22 protein-coding genes are annotated in these 26,272 nt (G+C 62.1%); 11 read left to right on the top strand and 11 right to left on the bottom strand.

Features of this window, described 5'->3' with window-relative positions:
• Positions 1–187: 187 nt before the first annotated feature.
• The 4 genes from AC0QUY_RS06230 to AC0QUY_RS06215 form a co-directional block, all read right to left on the bottom strand.
• A complete protein-coding gene (locus AC0QUY_RS06230; RefSeq protein ID WP_475386175.1) occupies positions 188–1,801 on the bottom strand; it encodes a benzoate-CoA ligase family protein in 1,614 nt (537 codons plus the stop codon).
• Positions 1,798–2,937 carry an FAD-dependent monooxygenase gene (locus tag AC0QUY_RS06225; RefSeq protein WP_475386174.1) on the bottom strand — a complete coding sequence of 380 codons (1,140 nt, stop codon included), beginning with the start codon at positions 2,935–2,937 and terminating at the stop codon, positions 1,798–1,800. The genes AC0QUY_RS06230 and AC0QUY_RS06225 overlap by 4 nt, the downstream gene beginning before the upstream one ends.
• A 237-nt stretch (positions 2,938–3,174) precedes the next feature.
• Positions 3,175–3,384, bottom strand: coding sequence for a hypothetical protein (locus tag AC0QUY_RS06220; RefSeq protein WP_475386173.1), 210 nt, complete (start codon positions 3,382–3,384; stop codon positions 3,175–3,177).
• A gap of 151 nt (positions 3,385–3,535) precedes the next feature.
• Positions 3,536–3,760 (bottom strand): cysteine rich repeat-containing protein, encoded by a 225-nt coding sequence (locus AC0QUY_RS06215; protein WP_475386172.1) that lies wholly within the window; start codon positions 3,758–3,760, stop codon positions 3,536–3,538.
• 153 nt (positions 3,761–3,913) lie between these two features.
• Between AC0QUY_RS06215 and AC0QUY_RS06210 the strand changes: the two genes are divergently transcribed.
• Positions 3,914–4,273, top strand: coding sequence for a hypothetical protein (locus tag AC0QUY_RS06210; protein WP_475386171.1), 360 nt, complete (start codon positions 3,914–3,916; stop codon positions 4,271–4,273).
• Positions 4,274–4,319: 46 nt separating this feature from the next.
• Here AC0QUY_RS06210 and AC0QUY_RS06205 read toward each other — a convergent pair whose 3' ends face one another.
• On the bottom strand, positions 4,320–5,144 hold the full coding sequence (locus AC0QUY_RS06205) for a hypothetical protein (protein WP_475386170.1): 825 nt from the start codon (positions 5,142–5,144) through the stop codon (positions 4,320–4,322).
• 298 nt (positions 5,145–5,442) lie between these two features.
• Here AC0QUY_RS06205 and AC0QUY_RS06200 point away from each other — a divergent pair, with 298 nt between their 5' ends.
• Complete coding sequence (locus AC0QUY_RS06200) at positions 5,443–6,549, top strand: efflux RND transporter periplasmic adaptor subunit (protein ID WP_475386248.1); 1,107 nt, start codon at positions 5,443–5,445, stop codon at positions 6,547–6,549.
• Positions 6,550–6,558: 9 nt separating this feature from the next.
• Positions 6,559–9,729, top strand: coding sequence for an efflux RND transporter permease subunit (locus AC0QUY_RS06195; RefSeq protein WP_475386169.1), 3,171 nt, complete (start codon positions 6,559–6,561; stop codon positions 9,727–9,729).
• 109 nt (positions 9,730–9,838) lie between these two features.
• Here the strand turns inward: AC0QUY_RS06195 and AC0QUY_RS06190 are convergent, their stop codons facing one another.
• The 3 genes from AC0QUY_RS06190 to AC0QUY_RS06180 all read right to left on the bottom strand — a co-directional run bounded on the left by AC0QUY_RS06190 (position 9,839) and on the right by AC0QUY_RS06180 (position 13,245).
• Positions 9,839–10,840: an NADP-dependent oxidoreductase gene (locus AC0QUY_RS06190; RefSeq protein WP_475386168.1), complete on the bottom strand. Its 1,002-nt coding sequence runs from the start codon at positions 10,838–10,840 to the stop codon at positions 9,839–9,841.
• A 90-nt stretch (positions 10,841–10,930) separates the two neighbouring features.
• The gene (locus AC0QUY_RS06185) at positions 10,931–12,247 is read right to left on the bottom strand and encodes a bifunctional folylpolyglutamate synthase/dihydrofolate synthase (protein ID WP_475386167.1); all 1,317 of its coding nucleotides are present in this window, start codon (positions 12,245–12,247) and stop codon (positions 10,931–10,933) included.
• The gene (locus tag AC0QUY_RS06180; RefSeq protein ID WP_475386166.1) at positions 12,247–13,245 is read right to left on the bottom strand and encodes a hypothetical protein; all 999 of its coding nucleotides are present in this window, start codon (positions 13,243–13,245) and stop codon (positions 12,247–12,249) included. The genes AC0QUY_RS06185 and AC0QUY_RS06180 overlap by 1 nt, the downstream gene beginning before the upstream one ends.
• A gap of 290 nt (positions 13,246–13,535) precedes the next feature.
• Here AC0QUY_RS06180 and AC0QUY_RS06175 point away from each other — a divergent pair, with 290 nt between their 5' ends.
• The 4 genes from AC0QUY_RS06175 (at position 13,536) to AC0QUY_RS06160 (ending at position 18,617) form a co-directional block, all read left to right on the top strand.
• Positions 13,536–14,309 (top strand): ferredoxin--NADP reductase, encoded by a 774-nt coding sequence (locus AC0QUY_RS06175; RefSeq protein ID WP_161851363.1) that lies wholly within the window; start codon positions 13,536–13,538, stop codon positions 14,307–14,309.
• Between the two features lie 202 nt (positions 14,310–14,511).
• Positions 14,512–15,384 (top strand): patatin-like phospholipase family protein, encoded by an 873-nt coding sequence (locus AC0QUY_RS06170; RefSeq protein WP_475386165.1) that lies wholly within the window; start codon positions 14,512–14,514, stop codon positions 15,382–15,384.
• A 180-nt stretch (positions 15,385–15,564) separates the two neighbouring features.
• Positions 15,565–17,196 (top strand): FMN-binding glutamate synthase family protein, encoded by a 1,632-nt coding sequence (locus AC0QUY_RS06165; protein ID WP_475386164.1) that lies wholly within the window; start codon positions 15,565–15,567, stop codon positions 17,194–17,196.
• Positions 17,197–17,309: 113 nt separating this feature from the next.
• A complete protein-coding gene (locus tag AC0QUY_RS06160) occupies positions 17,310–18,617 on the top strand; it encodes a hemolysin family protein (RefSeq protein ID WP_475386163.1) in 1,308 nt (435 codons plus the stop codon).
• Between the two features lie 62 nt (positions 18,618–18,679).
• On the opposite strand, the gene AC0QUY_RS06155 is transcribed toward AC0QUY_RS06160, so the two are convergent.
• The 3 genes from AC0QUY_RS06155 to AC0QUY_RS06145 form a co-directional block, all read right to left on the bottom strand.
• Positions 18,680–20,683 carry a carbohydrate porin gene (locus AC0QUY_RS06155; protein WP_475386162.1) on the bottom strand — a complete coding sequence of 668 codons (2,004 nt, stop codon included), beginning with the start codon at positions 20,681–20,683 and terminating at the stop codon, positions 18,680–18,682.
• 599 nt (positions 20,684–21,282) lie between these two features.
• Complete coding sequence (locus AC0QUY_RS06150; protein ID WP_161851368.1) at positions 21,283–21,540, bottom strand: hypothetical protein; 258 nt, start codon at positions 21,538–21,540, stop codon at positions 21,283–21,285.
• Between the two features lie 146 nt (positions 21,541–21,686).
• The gene (locus tag AC0QUY_RS06145; RefSeq protein ID WP_475386161.1) at positions 21,687–22,502 is read right to left on the bottom strand and encodes a creatininase family protein; all 816 of its coding nucleotides are present in this window, start codon (positions 22,500–22,502) and stop codon (positions 21,687–21,689) included.
• 146 nt (positions 22,503–22,648) lie between these two features.
• On the opposite strand from AC0QUY_RS06145, the gene AC0QUY_RS06140 reads away from it, so the two are divergent.
• Genes AC0QUY_RS06140 through AC0QUY_RS06125 form a run of 4 tightly spaced genes read left to right on the top strand, consistent with a single transcriptional unit; the run spans position 22,649 to position 26,261 of the window.
• Positions 22,649–23,668, top strand: coding sequence for an ABC transporter substrate-binding protein (locus tag AC0QUY_RS06140; protein WP_475386160.1), 1,020 nt, complete (start codon positions 22,649–22,651; stop codon positions 23,666–23,668).
• Positions 23,669–23,674: 6 nt separating this feature from the next.
• A complete protein-coding gene (locus AC0QUY_RS06135) occupies positions 23,675–24,487 on the top strand; it encodes an ABC transporter ATP-binding protein (protein WP_475386159.1) in 813 nt (270 codons plus the stop codon).
• Entirely contained in the window at positions 24,484–25,272 is a 789-nt protein-coding gene (locus AC0QUY_RS06130) for an ABC transporter permease (RefSeq protein ID WP_475386158.1), read from the top strand. Before AC0QUY_RS06135 ends, AC0QUY_RS06130 begins: the two co-directional genes overlap by 4 nt.
• The gene (locus tag AC0QUY_RS06125; RefSeq protein WP_475386157.1) at positions 25,272–26,261 is read left to right on the top strand and encodes a 2-hydroxyacid dehydrogenase; all 990 of its coding nucleotides are present in this window, start codon (positions 25,272–25,274) and stop codon (positions 26,259–26,261) included. Before AC0QUY_RS06130 ends, AC0QUY_RS06125 begins: the two co-directional genes overlap by 1 nt.
• Positions 26,262–26,272 lie beyond the last annotated feature (11 nt).

Below are 26,272 nucleotides of genomic sequence, written 5' to 3'. Positions count from 1 at the left end.
CCGTCATTGCCTGCGACAAACGCGAAGCGTTTGTGCAAGGGAGCTCGCGACAAAATTGCAGAGCAATTTTGCGCTGAAGTGACGAAGCAATCCATCTATCCCCGAGTGGAAAGATGGATTCCTTCGCGGAGCCTGTCATCGGGCGCGCATTGGCGCGACCCGTTGGCTCGCAATGACGGTGAAACCGCTACATCTTCATCAACGCCTGGCGGTCGATCTTGCCGGTGCCGGTTTTCGGCAATTCGGCGATGAAGGTGATTTCGCGCGGATATTTGTAGGGCAACAGTTTTGCCTTAACGTAATCCTGCAATGTCTTGGTGGCGCTCCTGGTGTCGAACTCGCCCTTGTTCATCACGACCACCGCCTTCAGCGTCATGCGCCGGTCGGGTAGTTCGGCGGCGAACACGGCGCATTCCCTGATGTCGGGGTGTTCCGCGAGGCAGAGCTCGACTTCGAGCGGGTAGACCCACTGGCCCGAAATCTTGATCAAATCGTCGGCGCGGCCGCGGAAGAAATGGAAGCCGTCGGAATCGCGCATGAAGCGGTCGCCGGTGTAGATCCAGCCACCCTCGCGGATAGTCTCGGCCGACTTGTCGGGCCGGTTCCAGTACAGCGGCGTGTTGGAATCGCCGCGCACCCATAAAATGCCTTCCTCGTTATCGCCGACTTCGCGGCCGTCCTTGTCCCTGAGCAGGATTTCGTAGCCGGGCACGCGCAGGCCGGCGGCGCCGAGCTTTTTCTGCTCGGGGCGGTTGGAGAGATAGATGTGCAGAACTTCCGTCGAGCCTAACCCCTCGATGATCTCAAGGCCGGTCAGTGTCTTCCAGCCGTTGAAGACTTCCGCCGACAGCACTTCGGCCGCCGATAGCGCCATCCGCAATGACGAGAAATCGGTGGCGGCCGCACCCTCGGCCTTGGTCAGCGAGGTGTAGAGCGTCGGCAATCCGTAGAACACGGACGGCCGGTACTTTTCGATCGCCTCGAAGATCGCGGCTGGCTTCGGCTGGCCGGGCAGCAGCAGCGTCGCCGCACCGACCGTGAACGGGAAGGTGATGGCGTTGCCAAAACCGTAGGCGAAGAAAATCTTTGGCACCGAGAAGCAGATGTCGTCGGGCCCGAGCTTGAGCACGCTGCGCGCAAAGGCCTGCTCGCTATAGGCCATGTCGTGCTGCAGATGCACGATGCCCTTTGGGCGGCCTGTTGATCCGGATGAATACATCCAGAACGCCATGTCGTCGCGTCCGGTGTCGGCCTCCGGCAGATCGGTCGGGAATCCCTGCAGCCATTGTGCTGCGTTGAGGGCCTTCGGCACGGCGTGTTCGCCTGCGGTCCCATTGACCACAACAAGGGTTTGCAGCGGCGTGTCCTTGCAGGCCTCGGCGTTGAACCGCGGCGCGAACTCGGCCTCCGCAACGGCCACGGCGGCGCCAGCGTCGGAGAGGTAGAACTGCAGGAGGTCCGGTGGCGTCAGCGTATTGATCAACAGCGGCACGAAGCCCGAGCGCACCGCGCCGAAAAAGGCCGCCGGATAGACCGGCGTGTCATCGAGGAACATCAGGATGCGGTCCCCACGCTTCAGGCCGAGCGACTGGAAGCCGTGCCCCCATTGCGAGGCCTCGGCGCAGAGCTCGGCATAGGTGCGCGTGCCACCGGGGCCGGTCAGCGCTAGCCGGTCGCCGCGACCAGCCGCGAGATTGTCGAACAGGATGCGGCTGGCGTTATAGCGTTCTGGGATCGCAAAGCCGATCTCGCGCGCGCCCGGATTGTCGCGGGGCACCAAATCGGAAATCGTCGTCGTCATGCCTGGCTCCCGATTTTCTTTGTCGATTCGTAGCGCGCCATGAATTCCGGCGACATCGCGCGCAGCCGCGCGTCGGCGATCCGCCCGGAACGGGTGATGTAGCTGTAGGCAAAATCCATCAGATCGAGCTTCATGTGTTCGCCGAAGCGTTCGTACCAGTCGGCGCTGGTGCGCGCCGCCGTCACCAGCTTCTGCACGATCGGCTTGCGCTCGGCCTGGTAGCGGGCAAGGCCAGCGGGAATATCGCCTTCCGCCTCCAGCGCCTTGGTCAGCGCGATCGCGTCCTCGATCGCGAGCCGGGTGCCCGAGCCGATCGAGAAATGCGCGGTGTGCAGGGCGTCGCCGATCAGCACCATGTTGGCGTGCGACCAGTTCTCGTTCCAGATCCACGGAAAATTGCGCCACACCGATTTGTTCGAGACCAGCGGATGACCGTCGAGCGTTTCGGCGAAGATCTCCTCGCAGATCGCCTGCGACTGTTCGATGGTCTTGTGCTCGAAGCCGTAAGATCGCCAGGTCGCCGCATCGCATTCGACCAGGAACGTGCTCATGGAAGGCGAATAGCGATAGTGATGCGCGTTGAACGAACCGCGATCGGTCTTCACAAAGGTCTGCGACAGCGTGGCAAAGCGCTTGCTGGTGCCGTACCAGGCGAATTTGTTGGTCGAGTGCGAAACCGAGGCGCCGAATTCCTTTTCAAAACCGCGGCGCACCAGCGAGTTCAGCCCGTCAGCGGCGACGATCAAGTCGTATCCCGCAAGTTCGTCCAGCGACTGGATCGTGGTGTCGTATCGCGCCGTCACGCCGGCTGCACGCACGCGCTGCTGCAGGATGGTCAGCAATTCGAGCCGGCCGATCGAGGAGAAGCCGATGCCGTCGATCTCGACGCTCTCACCCCGCAGATTGAGCGTGATATTCTTCCAGCTCTCCATCCGCGGCGCGATGGCATCGACCGTCTCGGGGTCGTCGGCGCGCAGGAATTCCAGCGCCTGCTCGGAGAACACCACGCCAAACCCCCAGGTCGCGCCTTCGGGATTCTGCTCGAACAGATCGATATGAGCGTCCGGATGACGCCGCTTCCAGAGATAGGCGAAGTAGAGGCCGCCGGGGCCTCCGCCAATGACGGCGATACGCACGTCTTCCTCCCAATCGACAGTATACTTACTAATTTGGATCGCAGACTAATCCGCGCTGGAAATTTGCGCTACAGAAAAATGATCAAGGAACGAGGCTTAACAGGGCTTGGGTCCGGTCCCGACCACATCAGGACCGGACGTATATGGTCTGGTCAGCCCCACCGGTTCTGTCCGCGAACGGTTGTCCGCTCTGCGGCAGCCCGGCGTGGCTGGGCCTTCGATGGAAACGCTGCGGGCTCAGGTGCAGCGGCGAACCTTCGCGCCGTTCACCCACACGGTCCTGCAGACCACGGCAGGCTTGCGGACGACGACCGCGCCGCGCGTTCCGGCGCAGCCGGCGCGATACACGCCCTTGACGCATACCACGGCGTTGGCTTCGGTCGACTCAAAGGTCATGGTGGTGCCGAAGGCGAAAAGGGCGGATGCAATGATCAGCAAGTAACGCATGTCAGTCTCCCGGACTTGTACTGTTGATGTTCAGCCTTGATCGGTCCTTTTCTTGAAAGTTTCTTCGGAAGGTTCTGCGGATGCGTGTCGCGGCATGCGTGCACGCCGATCTCGTTTCGGTTGCCGGCCGGCATGAACGCCGAGCGTCCCCTCATTTCTTCTCGGCGGCCGCCAGCACCTTCTTGCAGGCCGGCGCGAGCTTGTCGTTCTGTTTGGAGAGGCAGGCGATGATGCGTCCGCCGCCTGGGGTGACGCTTTTGCAATATCTCTCGAAGTCGCCCATGCAGGCGCTGCGCTGCTCGGCGGTCAGCTCCTGCGCTGATGCAGTCTGCGCAATGCACAGCAGGGCGGTAGCGGTCAGGAAGGTGCGTAGCATCGGTTCTTCTCCCTTCGCTGAGGCGGCCGACCGTTGACGTGAGTATCCGCGGATCAGGATGGCCGCCCTCCTTGCTTCTTGATCGCGGACCCGCTGTAGTGAAGCTCCCATTCATCGCTGCAAGAAAACCCAAGGAAAATTCGAGGAAAACTCATGGCGGAGGTCAGGGCCAGATGGCTGGCGTTCTATTCCGAACATGTCGAGCCGGTCTCCAAGGAAATATTTTCGCACGTCGAGAAGATGATCATCGGGACGTTGATCGTATCGGCCGGCGCCCATGTCTCCAGCAATGAGCCGGCGATCGTCCTGTTCGGCTATCTGCGCCATGGTCTCATCGGCCGCGGCGTCATGCTGTTCGGCGTCATTCTCCTGCTCTTGAACTTCGTCGACGGGCTTTACAGGCTCGCGAAGCTCAATTGGCATATTGCGTACCAAACCGTGATGACGATCCTTTATGTCTCGCTGTCAGTGCGGCTCATACAACTCATCCTCGCCTTTCGCGGCGGTGAGTGACCGGCGGTTTCCGGATCAATGGAAGACCGCTGCAGCAGGCGCGTGATCATCGCGCCGCGAACTGGGACAGAACGTCCTTGCACGCCGGTGAAAGCTGGGCGGCATTGGTCGCCAGACACTGCACGATCCGGCCGCCGCCGGCGGGAACGCCGCCGCAAATCGAGCGGACGTCGGCGCCGCAGGCCGATCGCAGCACGAACAGTTCTTCGCGCGGCCGCATCGGGCGAAGCGCGATGACCGTCGGCGCTGTTGCTGCCGGTGCCGCGCCGGCGGCTGCCGGAGCTGCGGCCGCCGGAGCCGCGCCCGCCGCAGGTGCTGCCGCTCCACCGCCGCTGGCGGCGGCGACGGCTTTCTCGCACCCAGCCGACAGCTTCCCCTTGTTCTTTTCCAGGCATTGCAGCGCCGGGGCGCCGCCGGTCGGCACGCCCGCGCAGACCTTCGGATAGTCGGAGCGGCAGGCGCTGCGGACGGCGGAAACCTGTACGCTGGTCGGCTGTCCCGCCGGAGCGGCGGCTGCGGCCGTTGGCTCGGCAGATTTAGCCGGCGCCGTTGCAGCGGCCGGTGCTGCGGTTTTCGGCGCCGCGGTCTCGGCCGGCTTGGCGGGCGCAGCCGCCGGCGCCGCTACCGCACGCACCGCGCTCTGGCAGCTTGATGAAAGGCTCGACATGTTCTTCTGCAGGCATTGCAGCGATGCCTCGCCGCCTGGCGGCACGCTAGAGCAGTGCGCCATATAGTCCGAGCGGCACTGGGATTTGATGGCGTCGCGTTGTGCCTGGCTTGGCGCTTGCGCAAACGCGGGCGCTGCAGTTGCGAATATCGCGGCCGCCAACAACGGCCCGTACGCTGTCGCGCGCGTCAACGTGTTGATCATTTGAATAAATCCTTTTGTCGTCGCCGGAAGCCGCCGCTTCAGCCGATGTGAAATATCGAACGTGCCGACATAAAAAATCGGGCTGCATCATTTTCGCTTTCCGGTTCCGCTGCAAGCGGATTGTTGCTATTTTCATGGGGTAGCGGAAAGCCGATTTCTGAATAAAGCCTTTTCCAGAACAGAACCTGTTGAGGCACTGAAAATGAAGGCTTCGCGCTCGGCTGCACGCTTGAGAACATACGGCACCGCCGCACAAAAAGGCGCCGCCGCCTGCCGTGCGGGTTTCGCCATTGCGGCGATGGGTATCTTAAGTGCCTGCGAACGAAATACTTTTGTCCCGCCGCCGCCGCCGAAGGTCGACGTCGCGGTGCCGGTGCAACGCTCCTTCACGCGCTATCTGGAGGCGACCGGCAATACCGCAGCATTCAAGAATGTCGATCTGGTCGCGCGCGTGCAGGGCTTTCTGCAATCGATCAACTACAAGGACGGCGCCTATGTGAAGGAAGGCACGTCGCTGTTCACGATCGAGCCTGATACCTACAAGCTGAAGCTTGAACAGGCGCAGGCGGCAGAGACCGGCTCACAAGCATCGCTGCGACAGGCCGAGGCGGACTTCAAGCGTCAGCAGGAATTGGTCCAGCGACAAGCCGTTTCCCAGGCCACGCTGGATACCTCCACCGCTAACCGCGACAACGCGCAGGCGAACCTGCTGCAGGCCCAGGTCAATACCAAGATCGCGGCGGTGAACTACGGTTATACCAATGTGACCGCGCCGTTTGACGGTGTTGTCAGTGCGCATCTCGTCTCCATTGGTGAACTCGTCGGCGCGTCGTCGCCGACGCAACTCGCCACCATCGTGGCGCTCGAACCGATCTATGTGAATTTCAACGTCAATGAGCAGGACGTGCTGCGGATTCGGGCGGAAGCCCGCCGGCGCGGGCTGACGCCGGATGATCTCAGGCAGTTGCCGGTCGAGGTCGGGCTGCAGACCGAGACTGGTTTTCCGCACAAGGGCAAGCTCGACTATGCCGCGGCGACGCTCAACCAGGCGACCGGTACGCTTCCCGTGCGTGGCGTGCTGCCCAATTCCGACCGCGCGTTGCTGCCGGGGTTCTTTGTCCGCGTCCGCGTGCCCGTGGATGAGGTGCAGAACGCGCTGTTCGTGCCTGATGTCGCGCTCGGCGCCGATCAGGCTGGACGCTATCTGCTGGTCGTGAATGGCGAAAATATCGTCGAACAGCGCAAGGTGCGGGTCGGGCCGCTGGAAGACGGCCTGCGCGTCATCGAGGAGGGCCTGAAGGCTGACGACCGTGTCGTCACCGCCGGGCTGTTGCGCGCGATTCCCGGCCAGAAGGTCGATCCGCAACTGAAGAAGATCGAAGCACAGCCTGCTGCAGCCAAGTAGGAGCCGGCCATGATTTCGAAGTTTTTCATCGAGCGGCCCGTTCTTTCCAACGTCATCGCGATCCTGATGGTCCTGATCGGCGGCGTCTGCCTGTTCCGGCTGGCTGTCGCGCAGTATCCCGAGGTCGTGCCGCCGACGGTCCAGGTCACGACCCGCTATCCCGGCGCCAGCGCGAAAACCGTGATCGATACGGTGGCACTGCCGATCGAGCAGCAGGTCAACGGCGTCGAGGACATGCTCTACATGCAGTCCTACAGCGGCGCCGATGGCACCTATACGCTGACGGTGACGTTCAAGATTGGCACCGACCTCAACTTCGCGCAGGTGCTGGTGCAGAACCGGGTGTCGAGCGCGCTGGCGCAGTTGCCGCAATCGGTGCAGAACCAGGGCGTCACGGTGCAGAAAAGATCGACGGCGATTCTGCTGTTCGTGACGCTGACCTCGCCGAAAGCGACCTATGACAGCCTGTTCCTGAGCAACTACGCCACCATCAATATACGCGATGAGCTCTCGCGCCTGCCCGGCGTCGGCAACGTCACGGTGTTCGGCGCCGGCCAGTACTCGATGCGGGTCTGGCTCGATCCGAACAAGCTGTATGCACGCAACCTGATGCCGCAGGATGTGATCAACGCGATCCAGCAGCAGAGCCAGCAGGTCACCGCGGGCCAGGTCGGAGCGCCGCCAACGCCCGCAGGGCAGGCGTTCCAATATACGCTGAACGTCAGTGGACGGCTCGACGACACCAGCGAGTTCGAGAACGTGATCGTCAAGACCGGCACTAGCGGTGACGTCACGCGCGTGCGCGATGTCGGCTGGGTCGAGCTCGGCGCCCAGACCTATAGCCAGGTGTTCTCGCTGAACAATAAGCCGGCCACCGGCATCGGCGTGTTCCAGTCGCCCGGCGCCAACGCGCTCGAGGTTCAGCAGGCCGTCGAGAAGAAGATGCAGGAGTTGGCGAAGGCGTTTCCGCAGGACGTGACCTACGACACGCCGTTCGACACCACCAAATTCGTCTCGGAATCGATCAATGAGGTCTACAAGACGCTGATCGAAGCAGGTTTGCTCGTTCTCGTCGTGATCCTGATCTTCCTGCAGGACTGGCGCGCGATGCTGGTGCCGGCGACCACGGTGCCGGTGACGATCATCGGCGCCTTTGCGGCGATGGCGGCGCTCGGCTTCACCATCAATATCTCGACGCTGTTTGCAATCGTGCTCGCGATCGGTATCGTGGTCGACGACGCCATCGTCGTGGTCGAAGGCGCCGCGCACAATATCGAGAAGGGCATGTCCGGCCATGACGCCGCGATCAGCGCGATGAACGCGCTGTTCGCGCCGATCATCGGCATCACGCTGGTGCTGATCTCGGTGTTCCTGCCCTCGGCGTTTCTGCCGGGATTGACCGGGCAGATGTATGCGCAGTTCGCGCTGGTCATTGCTGCAACCGCGCTGCTCAGCGCCATCAATGCGGCGACGCTGAAGCCTACGCAGTGTGCGTTGTGGCTGCGGCGGCCGGTGCCGCCGGAGCAACGCAACTTCTTCTACCGCGGCTTCAACGCGGTCTATAACCGCATAGAGGCCTGGTATGGCCGGCTGATCGGCCGGCTGGTCGCGCACAGCAATATATCTGTCATCTGCGCGCTGATCCTGATCGCCATCGGTGGCTACGGCCTGTCGCGGGTGCCGACCGGCTTCATTCCGATCGAAGATCAGGGCTATCTCCTGGTCGCCGTGCAATTGCCTGATGGTGCGGCGCTTGAGCGTACGCAGCGTGTGCTTACCCAGGTCAGCGAGATAACCGGCAAAACCGCGGGCGTCGATCAGGTGATCACCATTGCCGGCCTCTCTGCGCTCGACAATTCTTCCAGCCTCGCCAATGCGGGCGTCGCCTATTTGATCCTGAAAGAGTGGAGCGCGCGCGGCGTCGGCGAGGATCTGCGGTCGCTGTTCGTCGGATTGAATGAGAAGCTCTCGGTGATCGATGAGGCGCGGATCCTGGTGGTTCCGCCGCCACCGATCCAAGGCATCGGCAACGCCGCCGGCTTTGCGATGCAGGTACAGTTGCGTGACGGCAGTTCCGATTTCAGCAAGTTGCAGGCCATCACCGGGGCGATCGTCGCCAATGCGTCGTCACAGAGCGCGCTGCAGCGGGTGAGTTCGCCATTCCGCTCGACGGTGCCACAGTTCGACATCGAGGTGGACCGGATCAAGACCCAGACGCTGCATGTCACGACCGACCAGATCTTCTCGACGCTGTCGTCCTACATGGGTTCGAGCTTCGTCAACCAGTTCAACAAGTTCGGCCGTACCTTCCAGGTCTATGCGCAGGCGGACGCGCAATTCCGCCTGACGCCGCGCGACATCCAGAACATGATGGTACGCAACAGCAATGGCGACATGATCCCGCTCGGCACGGTGGCGAAGATCACGCCGGCGGTCGGTCCCTCGCTGATCAGCCTGTACAATCTCTATCCTTCCTCGACTATCATCGGCCTGCCGGCCACGGGTTACAGTTCCGGCCAGTCGATGAAGTTGATGGAAGAGATCGCCGCCAAGACCTTGCCGCCGGGCACGGGCTTCGAGTGGACGGCGATGTCGTACCAGGAGAAGGTCGTCGGCGGGCAGATCTACTGGGCGTTCGGGCTTGCGTTGCTGCTGGTCTATCTTGTGCTGGCTGGACAGTATGAAAGCTGGTACGCGCCGATCTCGGTCATTCTCGCGGTGCCGCTGTCCTTGCTCGGCCCGATGATCGTGCTGACCGGGCTGGGGATCGAGAACAATCTCTATACCCAGATCGGCATTATCCTCTTGATCGCGCTGTCGGCCAAGAACGCCATCCTGATCGTGGAAGTGGCGCTCGAGCTTCACGTGCGCGACCGCAAGCCGTTGCTGGAATCCGCCATCGACGCGGCGCGCGCCCGGTTCCGGCCGATCCTGATGACGTCGTTTGCGTTCATCTTCGGCATGATCCCGCTGGTGCTTGCGACCGGCGCCGGCGCCAACGCCCGGAAATCGATCGGCATCACCGCTTTCTCTGGCATGCTGGCCTCGACCTGTCTGGCCGTGCTGTTCGTGCCGACGTTCTTTGTCGTGGTCCAGCGGTTCGAGAACTGGCTGAAGGACCGGAAGCAGAAAAAGGCTGGGGTGCAGGCCGCGCCACAAGCGCCGGTCGCGGGGCATTAAATTGTAGGGTGGGCAAAGCGAAGCGTGCCCACCGCCATACGAGCGAATGGATAGATGGTGGGCACGGCGCTTTTGCGCCTTTGCCCACCCTACGCGTGCGGATCTGGCCCTACACCCTCACCATCCGTTTTCCGCGGTTCTCGCCGGCGAGCAGGCCGATCAGCGCTTGCGGCGTGTTCTCGATGCCGTCGATCACGTCTTCTTTCACCTTGAGTTGGCCTGACGCCACCCAGGACTGCAGGTCCTTCAATGCCGCAGCGCTCTGGTCCATGTAATCCATCACGATGAAGCCCTGCATGATGAGGCGCTTCACCACGATCAGGCCGGGCACGCCGCGCGGGCCGTGGGCCGACGGCACGCCGTCATATTGCGAGATCGCGCCGCAACAGGCGATGCGGCCGCGGTTGTTCATCAGCGACAGGCAGGCTTCGAGAATGTCGCCGCCGACATTGTCGAAATAGACGTCGATGCCCTTGGGGGCGGCTGATCGCAGCGCCTTGAAGGTGGCGCCGTCCTTATAATCGACCGCGGCGTCGAAGCCGAGTTCGGACGTCAGCCACTGGCATTTGTCCTTGCCGCCGGCAATGCCGATGACGTTGCAGCCCTTGATCTTGGCGATCTGCCCGACGATCGATCCGACCGAGCCGGCGGCGGCTGACACGACGACGGTTTCACCTTCCTTCGGCTTGCCGACATGCAACAGACCAAAATAGGCGGTGAGGCCGGCGACGCCGTAGACGCTGAGCAGATGCGTCATCGGCTCGATCCTGGGCATCTTCGTGAGATGCTTGGCGGACACGGCGGCATAATCCTGCCAGCCGGTGTCGCCGAACACGATATCGCCCGGCGCAAGTCCCGGCGCTTTCGAGGACACGACCTCGGCGATGCTGCCGCCCGCCATCACGGTGTTGGCCTCGACCGCAGCACGGTAGGTGGCGCCGTGCATCCACGCGCGATTGGCGGCGTCGAGCGAGATGTAGCGCGTCCGCACCAGCGCCTCGCCGTCCTTCGGCGCGGGAACGCTCCCGTTGACCATCTTGAAATGCTCAGGTCCCAGCTTGCCGGTCGGCTTCTCGACCAGCAGGATCTGACGATTGACGGTGTCGCTCATGACGTTCTCTCCCTCGGTGTTGCATTATGACGTGCCTTCCGGATCATGATCGCGGACAAGCCGTTCGGTTGCGCCGATTGTGCGCCACGTTCAGAAAAAATCCAAATCTTCCGCGCGGCCGCCCTTGACGACCGTCGCGTATTCGACCGCCAGGAATAATCCGCCCGCCACGTACACTTTTCGCTTTTGTGACCGGGCCATATCCTGCGAGAGGCGCACTGCCTCCGCGATCGTCGCGGCAACCTGAATGTTTGCTGTGGGATTGCCGAGCCGCGCCGCGGCGGCGATGGCTGGCGCGTCGGCGCCCTTGTGATGCGCCGTGGTGCAGATGATGGTATCGAAGGAGGGCGCCAGCGCACCGACGATCTCGTCCGCCTTCTTGTCGCGCGAAGCGCCGGTGACGAGAATCCAGCCGTCGGCGCCATGGACCGACGTAAGGCTCGCAAGGGATTGCCTGATGCCATCAGGGGTGTGGCCGACATCGATCACGGTGAGCGGATCTTGCTGGATCACCTCCAGGCGGGCGGGCCATCGCGCGTCACGCAGACCCGAACGGATGGCAGTTTCGATCCGCTCGGGCTCCTTGTGCGGCTGCTCGCGTTGCAGCCAGAGCAGAAAGAGTGTCGTTGCGATGGCCGCGTTGTTGAACTGGAACGCGCCGGGCAGGCTCAATTCGATGCCAGGGAAATCGTAATCTCCGAAATGGAAATCGAAATGCTGGCCTGACACGGCCACAACCTCATTGCCGATTCCGATCTCGTCGCGGACGAATAGCGAAGTGCAGCCGCGCCAGCGATTATACTCGACGAGGTGGCGCCGCAGGCCGCCGCAGTTCTCGCCATAGATGATCGTGCCGCCGGCGGCACAGGCGTCGCTCTTGTCTGATACAATCAGTTCAAGCGTGTTGCCGAGCAATTCGACATGCTCGTAATCAACCGAAGTAACGCAGGTTTCGCGGGCACCGATCAGGCGGACCGGATCGTAGCGCCCGCCGATGCCGGCCTCGAACACGGCGAAATCGCATCCGCTCTTCTGGAAGTGCAGGCAGGCCAGCGCGAACAGCGCTTCGAAGCTGCCGAATTGTTCACCGCGTCTCCTCGCGACATCGGCGACAGCGGTCTCGACCTGAGCCTGCAGCCGGGCGAACATATCGTCGCCGATTTCGACGCCATCGACCTGGATGCGTTCGTTGAAACGAAACAAATGCGGGGAAGTGAAAAGGCCTGTGCGCAGACCGTAGGCACGGCCGATTCGAGCGCACATCGCCGCCGTGCTGCCCTTGCCGTTCGATCCAGTCACCACCACCGAGATGCGTCGCAGCCAGGCGCGATCGACGGCCAGCACGTCCAACAGCTCCGCCATGCGCGCAAGGCAGATGCCGTCGCCGTATTTCGGCAGGTCGAACACTACAGCAATCCCATAGCGGCGAAGGTGTGATGCCAGATTTTCAGGATCAGGTCGCTGCGATTGGAATCCTCCAGCAAGCGGATCGCGGGGTTTGAATTCACCTCGATGATCTCGATTGTCTCCAGATTGCCACCGACATCGACGAACATGTCCACCGCCGCGACACGAAGCCCGAGCGCGCGGGCGGCCTGCCGCGCCATCTTAACTGCCTTTTCGGAAGGCGCCGGCGCCAGCATCATCGTGCCGCCCGCGCTCAGGTTCATCCGTCCGGGGATCTCGCGGCGCTCGCCCTTCGCCGGCACCGCATCGAGCGATGGATCGTTGACTGGCAGCGCAGCGGGCGACAGGCCACGGGCGCGCAGGGCGTCGTTATGGGCAGCGAGCAGTTCGCGAATGCTGTGAGCGCCGTCGCCTGTGATGGACGGTGGATATTTTCGTGCGCAGTAGAGCGAATCATTGTCGAGCACGAAAACGCGATACTCCATCCCTTCGATGATCGGCTGGATCAGGACCGCGTCGTAATACTTCGTTACGTCGTCGAGATAACGAATGAGCGCCGCTTCGCCGTGAACGGCCTGCGCGAAATCGCCACGCGATCCCGTGAGTGGTTTGACGAAGGCCGCGCCGCCCAATGTCTTGAAATGGTCGATCGCGTCGTTGCGCTCATGTCCCGCCGGGCGATGCGCGCGGTGGCGGTCGTGCAGGAAAAAATATTCGCCGCCAAGCGCCGGCACGCCGGCGTCGCGCAGAATCCGGCTTGCAAAATATTTGTCGGACGCCAGCGCCGAGGCGGTGGCGTTGTTCTGCGGATACCAGGAGCATCGGCCGGCGCCGAAATGAAGCTGCCGGTCGCGCGAGGCGACGCTGAACAGCAGTCCCGAGCCGCCGTCGAGGTCGCGAAATTCCAGCCCGAACTCGGCGCAGGCAAATTCCGCATAGACCGTCTGGTCCGGATAGAAGCCCGGTTTTCCCGTTCGAAACTCGCCTGGGCTTCGCATGCGATCTCTTTTGAAACGTTCTTAATTTGCCGTAGTCATTTATTGCCAGATCAGCGTCGAATTCAGCAAGTTAATTGCGTGAAAGCGGCATTAACGAAGCCAATCGAACCTTTTTGCAAAATAGACCGACAGCTATTCCGAGTTCTCAATTGTGCTGTAGGTCATATTGACTATGTGTGTGTCGTGCGCAAATGAAGCGCCAGATCGCCGATGATTTCGCTGATTTTCGGCACTTTGAGGCCCGAAGACCGAAACGTTCTACATCGAGACGTCAGGAAAAACGAAAACACATGAGCGCGTTCTATCGAGAGAAAGTTCTTTCTGTCCGCCACTGGACCGACACGCTTTTCAGCTTCCGGGCCACCCGCGATTCCGGCTTCCGCTTCCAGAATGGCCAGTTTGCGATGATCGGCCTCGAGGTTGAAGGGCGGCCGCTGCTGCGCGCCTACAGCATGGCGAGCGCCAATCACGAGGAAGAGCTCGAGTTCTTCTCGATCAAGGTCCCCAACGGTCCGCTGACTTCGAAACTGCAGAAGATCCGCGAGGGCGATGAGATCCTGGTCGGCCGCAAGGCGACCGGCACGCTGATCACCGACAATTTGATTCCGGGCAAGCGCCTGCTGCTGCTCTCGACCGGCACGGGGCTGGCCCCGTTCGCGAGCCTGATCAAGGATCCCGACGTCTATGAGCGCTACGAGACCATCGTGCTCGTCCATGGCTGCCGGCAGGTATCCGAACTCGCCTATGGCGAGGACCTGGTCGCCACGTTGCGCGACGACGAACTGTTCGGGCCGCTGTTGTCGGAGAAGCTGCTGTACTATCCGACCGTGACCCGCGAGCCGTTCCGCAACCGCGGCCGTATCACTGATCTGATCTCGTCCGAGCAATTGTTCAACGACATCCACCAGTCGCCGCTCGACATCGAGACCGACCGCATCATGATGTGCGGCAGCCCGGGGATGCTGGAAGAGCTGAAGCAGATGTTCGAATCCGGCGGCTTCATCGAAGGCAGCGGCAACACGCCCGGCCATTTCGTGATCGAAAAGGCGTTCGTCGAGCGCTGAAAAGTTCTCTGTCATTCCGGGGCGATGCGAAGCATCGAACTATGGTGCGCACTTGCGCACCTGAGAATCTCGAGATTCCGGGTCTGGTCCTTCGGACCATCCCGGAATGACGGCACCGTAGCCCACCCTATCCCCCCGCTGCTATAACAACTCCCGCACGTCGCGCGGCTCGTTGCCGACGCGGCGATGAGGGAGTGTGCGCGTGTCCGTACGCGACGAGATCGGCCGTGCCAAGACCGCCTTCGTGTTCGCAGGCGGCGGCAGCTTTGGCGCCATCCAGGTCGGCATGTTGCAGTCGCTGGCCGCCCACGGCGTACACGCCGACATGGTGGTCGGCTGCAGTGTCGGGGCGCTGAACGGTGCGTTCTATGCGGGCGATCCCACGCTCGATGGCGTGCAGCGGCTCGCCGCCATCTGGCGCGGGTTGCAGCGGCACGACGTCTTTCCGATGAGCTGGCGGACGGTGCTGAGTTTTCTGTGGCACCGCGATTTCCTGATTCCCCATGACGGTATCCGCAAGCTGATCGACGATCACATCCCCTATCGCAATCTGGAAGAGGCGAAGCTGCCGGTGCATATCGTCACCACCGACATCGTCTCCGGTGACAGCGTGGTACTGTCGGAAGGCTCCACAGCGGAGGCGATCGTCGCGTCCACCGCGATCCCGGGCGCGTTCTCGCCGATCCGCTACAAGGACTATTATCTCGCCGACGGCGCGATCTCCAGCAACACGCCGATACGGGTCGCGGTGAAGAAGGGCGCCAGGCGCCTGATCATTTTGCCGACCGGGCACGCCTGCGCGAGCCAGGCGCCGCCGGTCGGCGCGGTCGCCAACGCGCTGCATGCGCTTACGCTCCTGATCGCGCGGCAACTGGTCAACGAACTCGAAATGCTCGGTTCCGATATCGAGTATTTCGTGGTGCCGCCGCTATGCCCGCTGGTCGGCTCACCCTACGATTTCTCGCGAACCGCCGACCACATCGATCGCGCCATTCTGACCACCGATGCGTGGCTGGCCCAGCATGACCTGCAGCAGGGCAAGATTCCGCACGAGATGCGGCTGCACAGCCACTGACTGGCCGGGCGTTGGCTCGTTACGCTGCACTGCAAAAGTGCGACAGGTTTATTAAATCCGCCAACTATTTTTCTAAGCCGCCGTCACTTCCGCGAGTAGCGCTTCGTATATCGTGTAGCGCTCGTTCCGGCGGTTGGACTAAGCTGGCGCTGGCAACACGACAATCCGGCTGAGGGTTCTATGGAAACGCTGCTGCTGCCATTCTCGCCACGCTACATCGTGCTGACGGTCTGCGCCGTCGTCACGGCATTGCTGATCGGCATCGGGATTTTCGACCATAACGTGAAGGTGTGGGAAATTCTGCTGATCCCGATCGTGATTTTCGGCGCGCTCACGGTGCTCGGCATTCGCGATCTCTTGCAAAAGAATCATGCCGTCTTACGCAACTATCCGATCTCGGCGCATATCCGTTTCCTGCTCGAAGAGATCAGGCCGGAGATACGGCAATACTTCTTCGAGAGCGAGAAGGACGGCATGCCGTTCTCCCGCGATACCCGCGCCCTGGTCTATCAGCGCGCCAAGATGCAGCTCGACAAGCGGCCGTTCGGCACCCAGGAAGACGTCTATCGCGAGGGTTACGAATGGATGCATCATTCGGTGGCGCCGAAGGCTCATGGCGGCACGCAATTCCGCGTCACCGTCGGTGGCCCGGATTGCACCAAACCGTATTCGGCATCGGTCTTCAACATCTCGGCGATGAGCTTTGGCGCGCTCAGCCCCAACTCCGTGCGGGCGCTGAATACTGGCGCCAAGAAGGGCGGCTTCGCGCATGACACCGGCGAGGGCGGTGTCAGTCCCTATCATCGCGAAAACGGCGGCGACCTCATCTGGGAGATCGGCTCCGGCTATTTCGGCTGCCGCAACCGCGACGGTTCGTTCAATCCGGAGGAATTCGCCCGCGTCGCGGCCGACGACCAGATCAAGATGGTCGAGCTCAAGATCAGCCAGGGCGCCAAGCCCGGCCATGGCGGCGTGCTGCCGGCGGCCAAGGTGTCGGAGGAGATCTCCAGGATCCGTGGCGTCGCGATGGGCGAAGATTGCATTTCGCCGGCCAGTCACAGCGCGTTTTCGACGCCACTGGAAATGATGGCATTCATCGGCGAGATGCGCAGGCTGTCGGGCGGCAAGCCGGCCGGGTTCAAGATGTGTATCGGCCACCCCTGGGAGTTCCTGGCGATCTGCAAGGCGATGCTGGAGACCGGCATCTATCCCGATTTCATCGTCGTCGACGGCAATGAGGGTGGCACCGGCGCGGCTCCGCTGGAGTTCATGGATCATCTGGGCATGCCGATGCGCGAGGGCGTCAGTTTCGTCCACAACGCGCTGATCGGCATCAACGCGCGCGACCGCATCAAGATCGGCGCCGCCGGCAAGATCGCGACCGCCTTCGACATGGCGCGCGCCATGGCAATCGGCGCGGACTGGTGCAATTCCGCGCGGGGGTTCATGTTCGCGCTGGGCTGCATCCAGTCCTTGAGCTGCCACACCGATCGTTGTCCGACCGGCGTGTCGACGCAGGATCCGATCCGCGCCCGGGCGTTGGTGGTGCCGCTCAAGACCGAGCGGGTCTACATGTACCATCATGCCACCCTGCATGCGCTGTCCGAGCTTCTCGCCGCCGCCGGCCTCGACCACCCGAAGCAGCTGCGGCCAATCCACTTCTCGAAGCGCACGTCGAGCACAGAGGTGATGTCGTTCGCGAAACTCTATCCGGCGCTGCGACCGGGCGAGTTGATCGAGGGCACCCAGGATCCGCGCTTCCGCGATGCCTGGGCGATGGCACGCGCGGATTCGTTCCAACCGGCGGGATAAAAATCCCAGCGGCTTCCCACGCTCTTTTGACCTCATCCGGATGGGATTTCTGGTAAGAGATTTGCTTCCGTGGTGGGAAGTGGTGGGAACGGTACCCACAAGAAAAGGAGATAATGATCTACCTCGATCTCGGGATCGTTGCGGTCCTGATTGTCACCAACGGCTTGCTCGCAATGTCAGAGCTGGCCATCGTTTCTTCGCGGCCGGCGCGACTGGCCGCGCTAGTTGAAAAGAACGTCAAAGGGTCCCGCCGCGCGCTGGCTCTGGCGTCCGATCCGGGCAAATTTCTCTCGACGGTGCAGATCGGTATTACGCTGATCGGCGTGCTGTCCGGGGCATTTTCCGGCGCCACTCTCGGTCTGCGACTGACGAACATGCTGGTCGAAGCCGGATGGTCGCAAGCTCTGGCTGACGTCATCGGCGTCGGCACCGTGGTGACGGTTATTACCTACGCGTCGCTCATCATCGGTGAATTGGTGCCCAAGCAAATTGCCCTGCGCGATCCGGAATCGGTGGCGGTGCGCGTAGCGCCTTACATGACGCTGCTTGCTAAGATCTCATTACCTGCGGTGTGGCTTCTCGATCGATCGGGCAGAGCATTATTGTGGCTGCTGGGTCACCGTGGTGCGGCCGGCGAGAAAGTCAGCGAGGATGAAATCCGCACGCTGGTCGTCGAAGCCGAGAATGCCGGCGTGCTCGAACCCGGCGAAAAGGAGATGATCGCGGGCGTCATGCGCCTCGGCGATCTTCCCGTGGGTGCCGTGATGACGCCGCGCCGGGAGGTGAGCATGATCAACCTGACCGACGACATGCAAACCGTCCGCGCCGCGCTGGCCGCCAGCAGCCATTCCCGTTTTGTGGTCTTCGATCCGGCCACCGATGCCGCAGTCGGCATCGTCAATGCCAAGGACATGCTCGACTGCTGTCTGTCGGGGCAGGCGCCTGACATCGGCAAACTGGTCCGCGCGGCCCCGGTCATTCCGGAATTTCTCGATGCGAGGGACGTTGTCGCGATCCTGCGCGACTCCACCGTCCATATGGGACTGGTCCACGACGAATATGGCGTGTTCCAGGGCGTGGTGACCAGCGCAGACATCCTGGAATCGATCGTCGGCGGCTTTCACACGGAGGAGGGGCCGCCGGAAGCGGCAGCCGTCAGACGCGACGACGGTTCGTATTTGATCTCAGGCTGGATGCCCGCCGTTGAGTTTGCTTCGCTGCTGCGGTTCGAGGTGCCGGTGTCCCACGACTACGAGACGGTTGCCGGTTTCCTGCTCAGCCATTTCGGCAGGATACCTGACGTCGGCGACCACATCGAAGTGGATGGTTGGCGCTTCGAGATCGTCGATCTCGATGGCCGACGCATCGACAAGCTGCTGGCCGTCAGGACTGGCGACGCTTCTCCCGGTGGAGAAGCGTGACGCGGGGCTCGCTTGAGCCCCTGCCCCAAGTGGGTTGCTCGCAGTTGAGCGGAAGGCCCAGACTAAAACTCCCCGTGGAAACGGCCGGAGAAGATGTGGACCGGGCCACGGTCGGCGTTGTAGGCGGGGTTGGTGATCATCTGGTAATCGGCGGTGAACGTGAAGTTCTTGTCGATGGCGTAGGCGTAGTAGGTCTCGAGGATTCGTTCGTTGCTGTAGTTGAGACGGCCGTCGCCGATCAGCAGGCCGAGACCGCCGGCCGCCAGGAAATCGCGATGCGCGCCGGAAAGCCCATTGATTGCGCCGCCCAAACCGAATGTATCGCTCGGGCGTCCCCAATAGCTGCCCTTGACCGACAGACCTGCCGAGACGCTGCGGTCGATGTCGGTAAATGACAGGATTTCGTTGCGGCCGTCGTTCCAGCTCGCGCGGGCGAACAGGCCGACGTCCTTCATGACCTGTTGCTCGGCGTTGACGTAGAATCCGTATTTGAGATTTTGGCGCCGGATGTCTGTCATGACGTTATTGATGTCGAGCGTCGGGTCTGCGGCGCTGATCGCCAGCGCGTTGCGGTAGTTGCCGGTATTGCCGCGATTGGCGAAGATGCCGAGCCGCAATTTGCCGGGCTGGTCGAACACAGTGTGACGCTCTTCGAATTCGACAACAGCTCCGCCGGTCTTGAAGGTGAGGACATCGCTGTTGGGAGCAGAGGGCACCTGAAACAGGCCCGCGCGGACGGCCCAATCCTTGCGGTTGAGTTCGACCACGGCGCCGCGGGTAAATCCGGGGAGATCGGCCGGAAAGTCATAGGCCGCAGACGCCCACATTGCCCAGTTCATGAAATCCAGACGAGGGTCTTTTGCATAGGAATTGCCGTCGAAGAAATCTCCGACGGCAAATCGCCCGACCGTCACCGTGACCCGGTCGATGTCGCGCTTGCCCGGCAACTGATTGGCCGCGTCGGCCACTTCTTCCTGTTCGCCGCCCAGCCCGAACGTCTGCCGGAAGAAATAACGCTGTGCGCGGAATCTCGGATACTCGGCGCCGCCTTTTTGCGCTTCGCCGTTTGAAAAACCTCCCAGGCCTAACGTGCCGCCGATTCCGAAGCCCTGTGCAAGCTCGGGACCAAAATAGAACTCTCCGCCATCCCACAACCGCCAGCCGAGAAAGGCTCCGACCGTCCAGGTCTCTCGCACGCGCCCGGCGCCGGGCAGGCTGTTCGTACCTTGATACGGCGAGCGGAAGCTCGGATAGCCCTGCGGAAGGAATGTCGTCTGGGCGTGGACGTTCCAGTCCTTGGACGCGGGAGGGGTGGGTGGACTGATGGCGTAATCGCTTGATGCCGCGGATCCCGGCCCGTCCCAGATCTTGTAGTTCAATCCGAGCTTGACCGTGTGGATCTTCGGATCGACCCTGACGTCCGGCAGCGGCACATCCGCAAGCCCATAGGTTCGGGCTCCCAGATCGATATAGTCGTATTCGAGCTTTGCGCTCCATTTGGCATCGGCGGCATACTCGACGCCGATGCCTGCGGTCCAGCCGAGATGTGTATGCCCGCGCGTGGACAGCACGCTTCCATCGGCGTCATTGATGTCGACATGGGTCCGCGCCCAGGCAACACCGCCAGTCATATAGGGCAGCAGCGTTCCGAACGCGTATCCGACGCGCCCGCGGGCCGTGGCAATGTAGTCCAAGGTGGTGTTGAAAGGGGCTGGCACCAGCCTTGGACGATCGAGCGTGCTTGGGAACGAAACATCGACCTCGGCGCCCAGCACCAGATTGTTCGGGAGTTGAAAATTATAGCCTTCCTGATAGCCGCCGATCAGGCCCGTGATGCTGTGGGGAAAGAATACGCCTTGCAGCGGCAACGGATTGGTGTTGGGGCCAAAGCTGCCGCCGCCATAACCGACATGCCCGCCGATATAGAAGCCGCTCCAGTCGAACGCCGGGCGGAGATAGGGCGCTTTCAGCGGAATGTCGGCCGCCACCGCCGGGCTGCCGAGCGCCAGCGAACCAAGCGCGGCGCAGGCCAGCGCATGTTCCAGGGATCGGCGGTTGCGGTTCACAATGAGCAGACTCCCGGCGCGACCCGTACTGTCGCTGTCTGCCATTTCTGCAGATTCGAACGCCCGTCGCCAACCAGCAAATGCAGTCATACAACCCCGTCGCCTTCGATCGGATTCCTGCGGTCCCCCAGTCAGCGCCAAGCCGGGTCCTTCCGCAATTTACGCCGTGACGCTTATTGCAAGCAATTCGCAATAGCAAGAAGAGGCCGGCAGCTGCGATTTCATCGCACCGTTGCATGACGGGGCTGCAACATCGGCCGGCGCGTCATTACCGGTTCAGCGACCCGTTCGGACACATCGCCTACGGATGTTCGGAGACATGGTTGACAGATCGCGGCCGCCGTTGGGGAAGACGACGGTTGGCTTGGGCTGCAAAAGGTTGACCCGCCCGGTGGGACGCCGGGCGGGTCGTGTTCGGCACGGGGGTGGATGAGGCGCCCGTGCCGGACGCAAATCCACGACAAAGCGTTTTCGAGCGAAGTGGCCTTCCGGTTCGCGTGAAGAAAACGTGTTAATCAAGAGAAGCGTTTTCAGGGACTGATGTGGTTTGCCTGGAAAGGAAGACGCTTCTCAAACAGCAACCAAGTCAGCCGCAGAAATCAGTAAGCGCAGGTCCGGACGCGGCCGATGTAATTGCCGAAGGCGTCGTACTGGCGAACCCAGCCGCAGCGGCGATAGCCATCGTAGTAATAGCCGGGGCCGGAAGCGGCGATCGCGGTGCCGACGATGGCCGCGCCAACGAGGCCGGCGCCAACACCCCAGTGCAACGGCTTGGCCTGAGCCTGCGTGGAAGCCATGCCGCCGGTGACGGCAAGGGTGGCGAGAGCGATAGCGGCGAACTTGGTCTTGATCGACATGGAAGTCTCCATCCTGTGTTGAGCGGCCATTGTGGTCCGCATGCCCAGTTGGACGGAGCGCCCCGGAAAGCGGTTCGAAAAGACCGCCGGAAATATGGTTTCGTCAATTATTTCTTAGATATTACAAACAGTTAGGTGAGGAAATCTCAGCTTCCCATTTTCCGAAGAAACAATTCCGGATCGAATGTGTCGACGTCCTCGAGCAATTCGCAGAATGCGCGCGCGCCGTGATCAAGCAGTTGTTCGCCCTTCTCCGCGGAAGCTTGGGTGGCGTCGCCGACCGCGCCGCTCTGGTGCAGGTCCTGCGCCTGCCATGCGAAGGGGACCGGCCGATGCGCGGAGAGCCAACGAAATTTTTTCTCCATCGCGATGCTGGAGGATTGAAAATTGGCGATCGCTTCTTTCCGCACGGTGTGCGGATAGCGCGCCAGCATGATCGACGTCTCGACCGCGCCGCCATGAATGCCGTGACGGATCTCTTCGGCGGAAAACAATCCATCCGGCGCGCCGAAGCGCGACCAGCTCGTCGTCACCACGAGCAGGCCGTGATGCGCGCGCAGATCCTGCGCAACCAGCGACATCGCCGCGCTGTTGCCGCCATGGCTCGTGACAATCACGAGCTTGCGGATGCCCGCTTGCGCGACGCGCACGCCGATCGCCATCCATTCCTTCAATGCGACATCGGTCGGCAGCGTCTGTGTTCCCGGATAGTCGATATGCTCGGTGGAAATGCCGATCGGCTGCAGCGGCAGAAAGGTGACGGGCAGCGCCACAGGCACCAGCTCGCGTACCCGCGCCAGATAGGCTTCCCCGATCAGGACGTCGGTTTCCAGCGGCAGATGCGGGCCATGCTGCTCGGTCGCCGCCAGCGGCAGCACCGCGATCCAGCGCGCGGCGTCGGCCTTGGCGACCTTGGTCCAGTGGATCTCGGTCCAGTCGTGGGGCGGAACGGTTGAAGCCATCGAGCGAAGCGTTTCTTTGGATGAATTTGCAGGGTAGTTTGTTAGATATTCCGGGGATTGGTCCGATCTCCGGATCGAATCCTCGGGGACGTTGTTCAACGTCCACTGCCTCCATCATGGGCCAGAACGATCGACGGAGTCCAACCATGAAGCCGGGCTTTTTGCCGCGAGCGTTAACCGCAGGTCTTCTGGCACTGGTTTCCGCCATGATGCCTGTGCGCGCCCAAACCCTCGACAAGGTGTCGTTTGGAACCAACTGGGTTGCAGAGGCCGAGCATGGCGGCTTCTTCCAGGCGGTCGCCGACGGCACCTACAAGAAATACGGCCTCGACGTCACCATCGTGCCCGGCGGCCCCAATACCAACAACCGCATCCTGCTGACCGCCGGCAAGCTCGACTTCTTCATGAGCGCGAACACGCTGCAATCGTTCGACGCCGTCGCCAACAACGTGCCGCTGATTGCGGTCGCCGCGATCTTCCAGAAGGATCCACAGGTTTTCCTCACCCATCCGGAAACCAAGATTGCAAAACTCGAAGATCTCAAGCCGCTGACGCTCCTGGTGTCCAAGGAAGGCGTGGCGAGCTACTTCCAGTGGCTGAAGTCCGAATACGGATTCAGCGAGAGCAAGGTAAAACCCTACACCTTCAATCCGCAACCCTTTATCGTGAACAAGCAGAGCGCGATGCAGGGCTATGTCACCTCGGAGCCCTACGCCGTGGAGAAGACCGCAGGCTTCAAGCCCGGCGTGATCCTGCTGGCCGATCACGGCTTCAATGCCTACTCGACGCTGATCGAGACCCGCCGCGAGATCGTCGACAAGAAGCCGGATCTGGTGCAGCGCTTTGTCGATGCTTCCATGATCGGCTGGTACAATTATCTCTACGGCGACAATTCGGCCGGCAACGCGATGATCAAGCAGATGAACCCGGAAATGACCGACGAATTGCTCCGCTATTCCGTCGACAAGATGAAGGAATACGGCATCGTCGATTCCGGCGATACCTTGCGCGACGGCATCGGGGCCATGACCGACGCGCGGGTGGCGAGCTTTTTCGACAAGATGGTGCGCGCCGGCGTGGTTCGCCGCGACATCGACTACCGCCAGGCCTATACGCTGCGCTTCGTCAACAAGGGCGTCGGTCTCGACCTGCGGCCGAAGAACTGACGCGAGATGGCGGGGCCTGCATTGTCCGAGGCGGATATCGACGCGGCGGGCCTTGCCGTGCGTCTGCGTGCCGTTACCAAGATCTATGATAACGGCGTGACCGCGCTTGGGCCGCTTGATCTCGATGTCGCAAAGGGTGAATTCGTTTCACTGCTCGGGCCTTCGGGCTGCGGAAAATCGACCGCGCTGCGGCTGATCGCAGGACTGGCTGCGCCGAGCGCCGGCACGGTGGACGTTTCCCATCGCGCGAGCAAGGCGGATGGGCGGCATCCCATCGGTTTTGTGTTTCAGGAGCCCACCTTGATGCCGTGGGCGAACGTGCGCGAAAACGTTCGCCTGCCGCTGAAGCTGGCGCATGCGCCGGCGGCCGACGCCGACCGGCGTATCGCTGACGCGCTGGCGCAGGTGGGACTTGCCGAATTTTCCGAGGCCTATCCCCGTGAATTGTCCGGCGGCATGAAGATGCGGGTCTCGCTGGCGCGCGCGCTCGTCACCGATCCGGATATTCTCCTGCTGGACGAGCCGTTCGCGGCGCTCGACGAGATCACGCGCTTTCGCCTCAACAACGATCTGCTAGATCTGTGGCGCAAGCTGCACAAGACCGTCATCTTCGTCACCCATTCGGTGTTCGAGTCGGTTTACCTTTCGCAGCGGGTGATCGTGATGACGGCGCGGCCGGGCCGCCTGGCGAGCGAGTTTCGCATCGCGACAGTGGAGCCGCGCGGCGAGGCGTTTCGCACCTCGGCCGAATATGCAGCCTACTGCCGCGAAGTCTCCAGCGCGCTCGCGCCGTCCTATTCCGGGCAGCGCAGCGCATGAGTTCCCTGCAGCACATCGGCCGCATGCTGCTGCCCATCGTCGTGCTCGCGGCGGGCCTGGCGCTATGGGAGCTCGTGGTCCGCGTCAATGACATCCAGCCCTACGTGCTGCCGAGCCCATCTGTCGTGTTTCAGACGCTGGTCGGCGATTGGCCGGTGCTGTCGGAATCGCTCGGCGTCACCCTGCTCACCACGCTGGAAGGTTTTATCGCGGCCGCCATCGGCGGCATCGCGCTGGCGCTGTTGTTCAATCAGTCGAAATGGCTGGAATATTCGCTGTTTCCCTATGCGGTGATCCTGCAGGTCACGCCTGTCATCGCAATTGCGCCGCTATTGCTGATCTATCTGCCGCAGCAGACCGCGGTCATCGTCTGCGCCTGGATCGTGGGATTCTTCCCCGTTCTGTCCAACACCACGCTCGGGCTGAATTCGGTGGATCGCAATCTGGCAGGGCTGTTTCAGCTCTATGGCGCGTCACGGCTGCAGACGCTGCGGTACCTGAAACTGCCGGCGGCGCTGCCTTATATTCTCGGCGGCTTGCGGATCGCGGGAGGGCTGTCGCTGATCGGCGCCGTGGTCGCCGAAATCGCAGCGGGCTCCGCGGGCTCGGGCTCCGGCCTTGCGTTCCGGATCGCCGAGTCAGGCTATCGCCTCAACATTCCCCGAATGTTCGCGGCGTTGTTGTTGCTGTCGGTGGCCGGGATTGTCATCTATGGGCTGCTGGCGCTAGTTTCGCACCTGGTATTACGGCGCTGGCATGAAAGCGCGCTTGGAAAGGAAAATTGATGGCTGCCGCGAATGTTTCGTCCGAGAAGATCGATCTCCTGATCTACGGCCCGGTCCGGCCGATCCTGGAAAACGGCTTTTCGGATCAGTACGTCCTGCATATGGCGGAGAGCCGTGCCGACCTCGAGCGATTGACGCCGGATACGGTCGCGAAGATCCGCGGCATGGCAGTGACCTATCACATGGTGCCGGCCGATGGTAAGGCGCTGTCGCATTTCCCCAAGCTCGAAATCGTCGCGAGCTTCGGCGTCGGCTACGACCACGTCGATTCCGCGTACGCGCGCGAGCATAATATCGTGGTCACCAACACGCCCGACGTGCTGACCGAAGAAGTCGCCGACGTCGCCATGGGGCTTCTGATTTCGACCGTGCGCGAGTTCGTCAAGGCCGACCGCTATCTGCGTTCCGGCCTGTGGCAGACGCAGAACTATCCCTTGAGCGTCGGTTCGCTGCGCGACCGCAAGGTCGGCATCGTCGGCATGGGCCGCATCGGCCAGGCGATCGGACGGCGGCTGGAGGCCTCGCGCGTGCCGGTGTGCTATCACTCGCGCAACCCATCCTCGGCCGTCTCCTACAAGCATTATCCCGACCTGATCGAAATGGCGAAGGAGGTGGACACGCTGGTCGTGATCGTGCCTGGCGGCGCCTCGACCGCCAAGATGATCAATGCCGACGTGCTGAAGGCGCTCGGCCCGCGCGGCGTCTTGATCAACGTGGCCCGCGGCTCTGTCGTCGATGAGCCGGCGCTGGTCGCGGCGCTGAAATCCGGCACCATTCTGGCGGCCGGGCTCGACGTGTTCGCCAACGAACCGAACGTGCCGGACGAACTGAAGGCGATGCAAAATGTCGTGCTGCTGCCACATATCGGCTCAGCTTCCGTGGTAACGCGTAACGCCATGGATCAGCTCGTCGTCGACAATCTGAAGAACTGGTTTGCCGGCAAGGCGCCGTTGACGCCGGTTCCGGAAACCCCGGTAAAAGGACGCTGATGTTGCGCAGG

The sequence above is a fragment of the Bradyrhizobium sp. WYCCWR15520 genome, assembly GCF_056174665.1.
The sequence above is the reverse complement of the archived record's forward strand: the minus strand, read 5'-3'. Positions and strand labels throughout refer to the sequence as shown.

Excerpts from the sequence above, each read along its gene's own strand:
- AC0QUY_RS06145 (WP_475386161.1), bottom strand. The coding sequence starts at position 22,502 with ATGGCTTCAACCGTTCCGCCCCACGACTGGACCGAGATCCACTGGACC.
- AC0QUY_RS06160 (WP_475386163.1), top strand. The coding sequence starts at position 17,310 with ATGATCTACCTCGATCTCGGGATCGTTGCGGTCCTGATTGTCACCAAC.
- AC0QUY_RS06190 (WP_475386168.1), bottom strand. The coding sequence starts at position 10,840 with ATGAGCGACACCGTCAATCGTCAGATCCTGCTGGTCGAGAAGCCGACC.
- AC0QUY_RS06130 (WP_475386158.1), top strand. The coding sequence starts at position 24,484 with ATGAGTTCCCTGCAGCACATCGGCCGCATGCTGCTGCCCATCGTCGTG.
- AC0QUY_RS06175 (WP_161851363.1), top strand. The coding sequence starts at position 13,536 with ATGAGCGCGTTCTATCGAGAGAAAGTTCTTTCTGTCCGCCACTGGACC.
- AC0QUY_RS06215 (WP_475386172.1), bottom strand. The coding sequence starts at position 3,760 with ATGCTACGCACCTTCCTGACCGCTACCGCCCTGCTGTGCATTGCGCAG.
- AC0QUY_RS06230 (WP_475386175.1), bottom strand. The coding sequence starts at position 1,801 with ATGACGACGACGATTTCCGATTTGGTGCCCCGCGACAATCCGGGCGCG.
- AC0QUY_RS06205 (WP_475386170.1), bottom strand. The coding sequence starts at position 5,144 with ATGATCAACACGTTGACGCGCGCGACAGCGTACGGGCCGTTGTTGGCG.
- AC0QUY_RS06200 (WP_475386248.1), top strand. The coding sequence starts at position 5,443 with ATGGGTATCTTAAGTGCCTGCGAACGAAATACTTTTGTCCCGCCGCCG.
- AC0QUY_RS06210 (WP_475386171.1), top strand. The coding sequence starts at position 3,914 with ATGGCGGAGGTCAGGGCCAGATGGCTGGCGTTCTATTCCGAACATGTC.
- AC0QUY_RS06140 (WP_475386160.1), top strand. The coding sequence starts at position 22,649 with ATGAAGCCGGGCTTTTTGCCGCGAGCGTTAACCGCAGGTCTTCTGGCA.
- AC0QUY_RS06150 (WP_161851368.1), bottom strand. The coding sequence starts at position 21,540 with ATGTCGATCAAGACCAAGTTCGCCGCTATCGCTCTCGCCACCCTTGCC.
- AC0QUY_RS06135 (WP_475386159.1), top strand. The coding sequence starts at position 23,675 with ATGGCGGGGCCTGCATTGTCCGAGGCGGATATCGACGCGGCGGGCCTT.
- AC0QUY_RS06220 (WP_475386173.1), bottom strand. The coding sequence starts at position 3,384 with ATGCGTTACTTGCTGATCATTGCATCCGCCCTTTTCGCCTTCGGCACC.
- AC0QUY_RS06180 (WP_475386166.1), bottom strand. The coding sequence starts at position 13,245 with ATGCGAAGCCCAGGCGAGTTTCGAACGGGAAAACCGGGCTTCTATCCG.
- AC0QUY_RS06165 (WP_475386164.1), top strand. The coding sequence starts at position 15,565 with ATGGAAACGCTGCTGCTGCCATTCTCGCCACGCTACATCGTGCTGACG.
- AC0QUY_RS06125 (WP_475386157.1), top strand. The coding sequence starts at position 25,272 with ATGGCTGCCGCGAATGTTTCGTCCGAGAAGATCGATCTCCTGATCTAC.
- AC0QUY_RS06195 (WP_475386169.1), top strand. The coding sequence starts at position 6,559 with ATGATTTCGAAGTTTTTCATCGAGCGGCCCGTTCTTTCCAACGTCATC.